Consider the following 5959-nt stretch of genomic DNA (forward strand, 5'->3'; position numbering starts at 1 on the left):
ACACCGCGCTTGCCGCCGGCAAGACCGTGCCGCTCGGCACCGGCGCCGTCGAGATCGTACTTGATCTCACCGAGCCGGGCGCCGCCTTCGATCTCACCTTCGATCATCCGGATGTCGATCTAGGCGTGAAACTCGATGCCGATGGTCTGGCGATTGTCTTCGACGCCCGCACCGGCAAGACGCCGCCACGTTACCTCGCCACCGGCGCGAAACCGTCGAGCCTGCGCATCTTCCTCGACGCCGGCTCCATCGAGGTCTTCGCTGACAACGGCCGCTGGACGGGGTCCAAACGCATTCCGGGCTTTGCCGCCGCACGTTCGGCAACGCTCACCGGCGCCGTCGCCGAGGCCGGCGTCTGGCAATTGAAACTGTGAGGGAGGACAGACAATGGCATCGGTAGCAATCGACCGGGTTCTGAAGCAATACGGCGCGGCCTCCATTATCCACGGGGTTTCCGCGGATATCGAGGACGGTGAGTTCGTCACGCTCGTCGGGCCGTCCGGCTGCGGCAAGTCCACGCTTCTGCGCATGCTGGCGGGCCTAGAGGATATCAGCGGCGGTGAAATCCGCATCGACGGCCGCGTCGTCAACGACGTCGCGCCGAAGGAGCGCGATATCGCCATGGTGTTCCAGTCCTACGCGCTCTATCCGCACATGACGGTGCGCGAAAATATGGGCTTTGCCCTGAAGCTGCAGGGGCGCGATAAGGCGACAATCGACAAGCTGGTGAGCGAAGCCGCCGGCATTCTCGCACTTGAACCCCTGCTGGAGCGCCTGCCGAAACAGCTTTCCGGCGGCCAGCGCCAGCGCGTCGCCATGGGCCGCGCCATCGTACGCCATCCGAAAGTGTTCCTCTTTGACGAGCCGCTGTCCAACCTCGACGCCAAGCTGCGGGTGACCATGCGCAGCGAGATCAAGGAGCTGCATCAGCGCCTTGGCACGACCATCGTTTACGTCACCCATGACCAGATCGAGGCGATGACCATGGCCGACAAGATCGTCGTCATGCGCGCTGGCCGCATCGAGCAGATCGGCAAGCCGCTTGATCTCTACGACCGCCCAGATAACACCTTCGTCGCCGCCTTCATCGGCTCGCCGTCGATGAACCTCTTCGAGGGTGGCGTCAGCGACGGCGGCTTCCGTATCGAAGGCGGTGTTTCCCTGCCGCTTCCGCCGCAATTGAGCCAAAGCGCGGCGCGCACCTACGGCATTCGCCCGGAAGATCTCGACATTGCGGAGACGGGCATTCCGGCCACCGTGCTGACTGTCGAGCCGACCGGTGCGGAGACCCATCTTTCGGTGCGTATCGGCACGCAGACGGCAACGATCGTACTTCACCGGCGGCTGGATTTAAAACCCGACCAGCAAATCCACCTCGCGCCCAAATCCGAGAAAATCCACCTCTTCTCCGCCGAAGGCAATCGGATAGACTGATCCCCGGCGCCTCCCGCCGAGCCGCGTCCGTCATTTGACGGGCGTGGTTCGGTTCCGGTGCCATCCAGCCTTGCGACGTCTTAGTTTTGAGTGTTCGGCCCTTCAGCTGATCGAATTTGCCAATTGCGCGGCGATCTGTTGCCGCGGCAAGGCCCGTCGCGAGCTCGAGGCATACTGCTTTCGCCTCCGCCTTCATCGACTGCCCCTCATTCGTCACCCCAAGGATCACCTGGCGCTCATCTTCCGGATCACGCTTGCGCACGACGCGACCCGCAGAGTCAAGACGGATAGCTGCGAGAATTCGTCGTGTTGGGGGCCCTCCCCTTCGTCCTTTGACACTCTCGAGGGAGAGGAATGTTTTCGCGGAGGAATATCTTCACGCCAACGGAATTCAAGCATACCGAAATGGAGGATCCGGCGACCTGTCGCTTCGGATAGGTTCTGGGCTTCGAGTCCGGAAACCGATAGGGTCCAATGGTCAGGACGGACGCTTCAAACTCGTTTGGAAAAGCAAAATGGTTCGACCGATCCGTGCGATCGTCATTGCAGTGCTCGTGTTGCTTGTCGCCTTTGCATCGGCCTGGTCGTCGCTCGCGCTTTGGTACCGCTTGCCGTTGCCCGAGGTCGGCAGGCTAGCCAGCGCCATCTTGTTCGGGATTTTTGGCGCCTCCGTCGTCGTGGCGCTCTTTGGCAGGAGACGCCTACGTGCGGTCCTCGCGTTTGCGGCCGCGTTCGTCCTGGTTCTCGTCTGGTGGAGCACAATCGAACCGCAGGCAAATGGCGTGTGGGCTCCGGAGGTCGCACGTCAGGTCACCGGCGAATTCGACGGTGATCTGTTGACGCTGACCAATGTCCGCGATTTCGAGTGGCGCAGCACCACCGACTTCACGGAACGATGGACGACGCGCAGTTACGACCTGAACAAGCTGAAGAGCGTCGACATGTTCATGTCTTACTGGTCAGGTCCGGCCATCGCGCATGTCATCATGAGCTTCGGCTTCGACGACGGCCGCTATCTGGCGTGGTCTATCGAAGTGCGTCGCGTTTCAGGAGGTTCGTTCTCACCGCTGGCGGACCTTTTCAAAAGCAGCCCTCTGGTCATCCTCGCCGCAGACGAAAGGGATGTGATCGGCCTCCGCTCCAATTTTCGCGGTGAGGACGTCCAGATCTACCGCCTGAGGGCTTCGCCGGCGGCTGCGAGGCTTCTTCTGCGCGAGTACGTCTCCGACGCAAACGCGCTTGCGGCCACGCCCGCCTTCTACAATTCGCTGACGACCAACTGCACGACGACCATCATCAAGATGATGCGTGTCGCAGGCGACGCCGTGCCGACGGACTGGCGCCTCATCGTCAACGGATATCTGCCGGAATACGCCTATGACCGTGGCGCGCTGGACACCTCGGTTTCCTTGTCGCAACTTCGGTCGGCCGCACACATCGCTGCAAGGGCGCACGACGACGGTCTTTCGCCGAATTTCTCGCAGGCCATTCGCGTCGGCGTCCCGTCGCCGCAGGGCGCGTTGTGACCTCCGCCGAAGCGTTGAGCAAGCAAAACGGCTAGGGCAGCAACATCATGCCTCCGGAGATTTTGACTAAGATAGGCGCCGCTTTCCGGGCTCAGCGCCATAAGCGTTCCTTTTCGCACAGTATAGCCGGTGGTGGTTTGCCTTTCGTAGAAGTGCGGCGGGTGGCTTATAAGCCCTAGGCACCAAACATGGTTCGCGAGGCAACCTGAGGGTGCCACAGCTTCCCGTGAGAAATGCGCCGCCGCGTTCCCAGCCTCGTCAGGAAAATCGCCGAGCGGCAAGGACAATGCCAACGCCCTCGACCAAATCGCGCCGTTTGTTGAGCACACATTGGCCTAGTCGGCGGCTTGGCAGTCTCTCCGTATGCGACGATAAGAAGGTTCACACGGCGATGTTGAAATCGAAACCGGATAGTAATACCTAATACCAAAGCGGTATTACGAGGTTTCGGCATGACGACGACAGTCACAGCAAAAGGGCAGGTCACCATCCCTAAAGCGGTTCGAGAATTGCTCGGGATTGTTCCCGGAAGCGAGGTCGATTTTCATCGGACCGCAGATGGCAGTGTGGTACTGACGAGAGCTGACAGGAAGCAGCCCACCAGCCGCTTTCAAAAGCTTCGGGGACACGCCGGAGAGGGGCTCAATACCGACGCGATCATGGCGCTCACCCGTGGTGACGTGTGACGCTCATCGACACGAATGTCCTGCTCGATCTCGTGACCAATGACGGAACTTGGGCTGACTGGTCGATTGAGCAGCTCGAAGCGGCCAATCTCGCCGGCCCGCTGCTGATCAACGATGTCGTTTATGCCGAACTTGCGGTCCGCTATGAGCGCATCGAGGAACTGGACGCGTTCATCGACGAGGCGGGACTGGTCGTCGCGCCGTTTCCGCGGGCGGCGCTGTTTCTTGCCGGAAAGGCCTTCACGCGGTATCGCCGGGCCGGTGGCTCTCGGACGGGTGTCTTACCGGATTTCTTCATCGGCGCGCATGCTGCGGTTCAGCAGTTTCCGCTGTTAACGCGAGACGTTGGTCGGTACCGGTCGTACTTCCCAACTGTCGCGTTGATCTCGCCGGCTCAGTGATTTCACCGCGGGGGAGGGGCAAGATCGCAGCCTTGGCACCTTGGCCAGCCCTTGAATTTTCAAGAACGGGGTCGATGGTTCGAATATCATCAAGGCGATCATCTAGAACGCCATTCGATGATGGTCAGAAGCGCGAGTGCTCATTGGACGATCCTTGGGACACTTCATGCCGATGACCTCGGCACAAGCCGCCCCCGCATGACAACCAGTTCGGCATCGCGCTTGCCCGTTATCATTGCGACCATGGCGTTGATCATCTCGTCGGTGGGCTGTTCGTAACTGGTCAGTTCGTAGGCCGGAGCCCCGCCGAGTTCGATGTTGTCGAAGCCGACGACTGCCAAGTCTTGCGGAACTCTTAGACCGAATTCGCTCCGGGCGACATCCATCGCTCCCAGCGCCAATATGTCATTTTCACACATCAATACATCGATGCGCGACGCGGGCGAAGTTGCACTCAAATAAGTACGTGCCGCTTCGGCGCCGGCCTGGGCGCTGTATCTTTCCGCGGCCAATTCTGTGACGCCTTCGACACCTTTCCGTCGCCAGAAATTTGCATAATGATGGCGCCTGCCCAGCGCCGTCGACAGGGTTCTCGCCCCCGTCATAAAGCCGGGACAGCGATAGCCCTTGTCGAAGAGGTAATCGACGATCTCGCTGAGAGCGAGTTCTGCATCGCAGGCAATCGCGGGAACGCCGGGAATTTGGCTGTCTCTCGCAAGAACGAACATCGGCGGGAAACCTGGGCCGAGCCGTCGATCGCCCAGTGTTTCCTCGCGAAAGGCGGTCCCGAACAGGATAACGGCGTCGAATTGTCGTTGGTCGGCGTTGATCAACGCGTGAACGTGATCGAAATGGCGGTTGATGTTGATCAATACGGTCAACAGCCCCTCCGCCTGCAGGCGCTCGGTCAACATCTCCAGAACCGGAAGCTTGTGCGGATTGGCGAAGTCGTCGACGAAGACGGCCACCTGGTGGGTGGTGTTCGTCGCAAGACTGCGGGCAAGCAGGTTAGGCGAATAGTTCAGAACCTCGGCCGCCTGAAGCACTTTTTGTCTGCTTGCGTCCGTAATCGACGCACCGGGCGTGAACGCACGAATGACGGTCCATTTCGACACGCCGGCGGCTTCCGCCACCTCTTTCGCCGTCGCCCGTTTGCGCATGGCCGTCTCCTCCTGATTGGAATGAATATTCCACAAAAAAATAAAAATGGAATGGATGCTTGATTTTTGTCGACAATAAAGTAGTTTTATCGAGCTTGCTACCGGGTGCAAGTGGAGTTGCAACCGGTAGCATTGGGAGAGTTCGCGTAGTGCGGACTGTTTTTGGGAGGGTAAAATGAAATTCGGTTTGAAATCGCTTCTCGCGAGCGCGGCCGTTGCTGGTGCGCTCATATGCTCTTCGGCAATCGCCAATGCCGCTGACATTCGCATCGTCGCCGTCACCCACGGCCAGGCCAATGATCCTTTCTGGTCCGTCGTCAAGAACGGGGTCAACGCAGCGGCGAAGGACATGGGTATTAGCGTCGATTATCGCGCTCCGGAAACTTTCGACATGGTGTCGATGGGGCAGCTCATCGATGCTGCCGTCAATCAGAAGCCCGACGGGCTCATCGTCTCCATTCCAGACGCCTCGGCACTCGGTCCATCCATCAAGAAGGCCGTCGCCGCCGGTATCCCGGTTATTTCCATCAATTCCGGTTCCGACGTTTCAAAGGAGCTGGGAGCGCTGCTGCATGTCGGCCAGGACGAATATACCGCCGGCAAAGCCGCCGGTGGGAAACTGCATGAGCTGGGYGGCAAGGAAGGCCTGTGCGTGAACCAGGAGGTCGGCAATGTTTCGCTCGATCTGCGCTGCAAGGGCTTTGCCGACGGCTTCGGCGGCAAGGTCACGGTTCTACCGGTCAGCAACGATC

General features: G+C 60.0%; 7 protein-coding genes. 6 read left to right on the forward strand and 1 reads right to left on the reverse strand.

Features of this window, described 5'->3' with window-relative positions:
* The 5 genes from AC1D1Z_RS32810 to AC1D1Z_RS32830 all read left to right on the forward strand — a co-directional run.
* On the forward strand, positions 1–374 hold a 374-nt coding region (locus AC1D1Z_RS32810), incomplete at its 5' end, for a GH32 C-terminal domain-containing protein (protein WP_477853019.1).
* A gap of 13 nt (positions 375–387) precedes the next feature.
* A complete protein-coding gene (locus tag AC1D1Z_RS32815) occupies positions 388–1434 on the forward strand; it encodes an ABC transporter ATP-binding protein (protein WP_018247056.1) in 1047 nt (348 codons plus the stop codon).
* A gap of 515 nt (positions 1435–1949) precedes the next feature.
* Positions 1950–2960: an Lnb N-terminal periplasmic domain-containing protein gene (locus AC1D1Z_RS32820; RefSeq protein ID WP_131647131.1), complete on the forward strand. Its 1011-nt coding sequence runs from the start codon at positions 1950–1952 to the stop codon at positions 2958–2960.
* Between the two features lie 452 nt (positions 2961–3412).
* Positions 3413–3646 carry an AbrB/MazE/SpoVT family DNA-binding domain-containing protein gene (locus tag AC1D1Z_RS32825; RefSeq protein ID WP_018247053.1) on the forward strand — a complete coding sequence of 78 codons (234 nt, stop codon included), beginning with the start codon at positions 3413–3415 and terminating at the stop codon, positions 3644–3646.
* Complete coding sequence (locus AC1D1Z_RS32830) at positions 3643–4047, forward strand: type II toxin-antitoxin system VapC family toxin (RefSeq protein WP_018247052.1); 405 nt, start codon at positions 3643–3645, stop codon at positions 4045–4047. The genes AC1D1Z_RS32825 and AC1D1Z_RS32830 overlap by 4 nt, the downstream gene beginning before the upstream one ends.
* 164 nt (positions 4048–4211) lie before the next feature.
* Here the strand turns inward: AC1D1Z_RS32830 and AC1D1Z_RS32835 are convergent, their stop codons facing one another.
* Positions 4212–5207 carry a LacI family DNA-binding transcriptional regulator gene (locus tag AC1D1Z_RS32835; RefSeq protein WP_115157757.1) on the reverse strand — a complete coding sequence of 332 codons (996 nt, stop codon included), beginning with the start codon at positions 5205–5207 and terminating at the stop codon, positions 4212–4214.
* A gap of 187 nt (positions 5208–5394) precedes the next feature.
* On the opposite strand from AC1D1Z_RS32835, the gene AC1D1Z_RS32840 reads away from it, so the two are divergent.
* Positions 5395–5959: substrate-binding domain-containing protein (locus AC1D1Z_RS32840; RefSeq protein ID WP_477853024.1), on the forward strand; the 565-nt coding region annotated here is incomplete at its 3' end.

The organism is Rhizobium sp. P1_E1, from assembly GCF_056406015.1.

Coding starts and splice junctions, on each gene's coding strand:
- AC1D1Z_RS32815 (WP_018247056.1), top strand. CDS start 388: ATGGCATCGGTAGCAATCGACCGGGTTCTGAAGCAATACGGCGCGGCC.
- AC1D1Z_RS32820 (WP_131647131.1), top strand. CDS start 1,950: ATGGTTCGACCGATCCGTGCGATCGTCATTGCAGTGCTCGTGTTGCTT.
- AC1D1Z_RS32825 (WP_018247053.1), top strand. CDS start 3,413: ATGACGACGACAGTCACAGCAAAAGGGCAGGTCACCATCCCTAAAGCG.
- AC1D1Z_RS32835 (WP_115157757.1), bottom strand. CDS start 5,207: ATGCGCAAACGGGCGACGGCGAAAGAGGTGGCGGAAGCCGCCGGCGTG.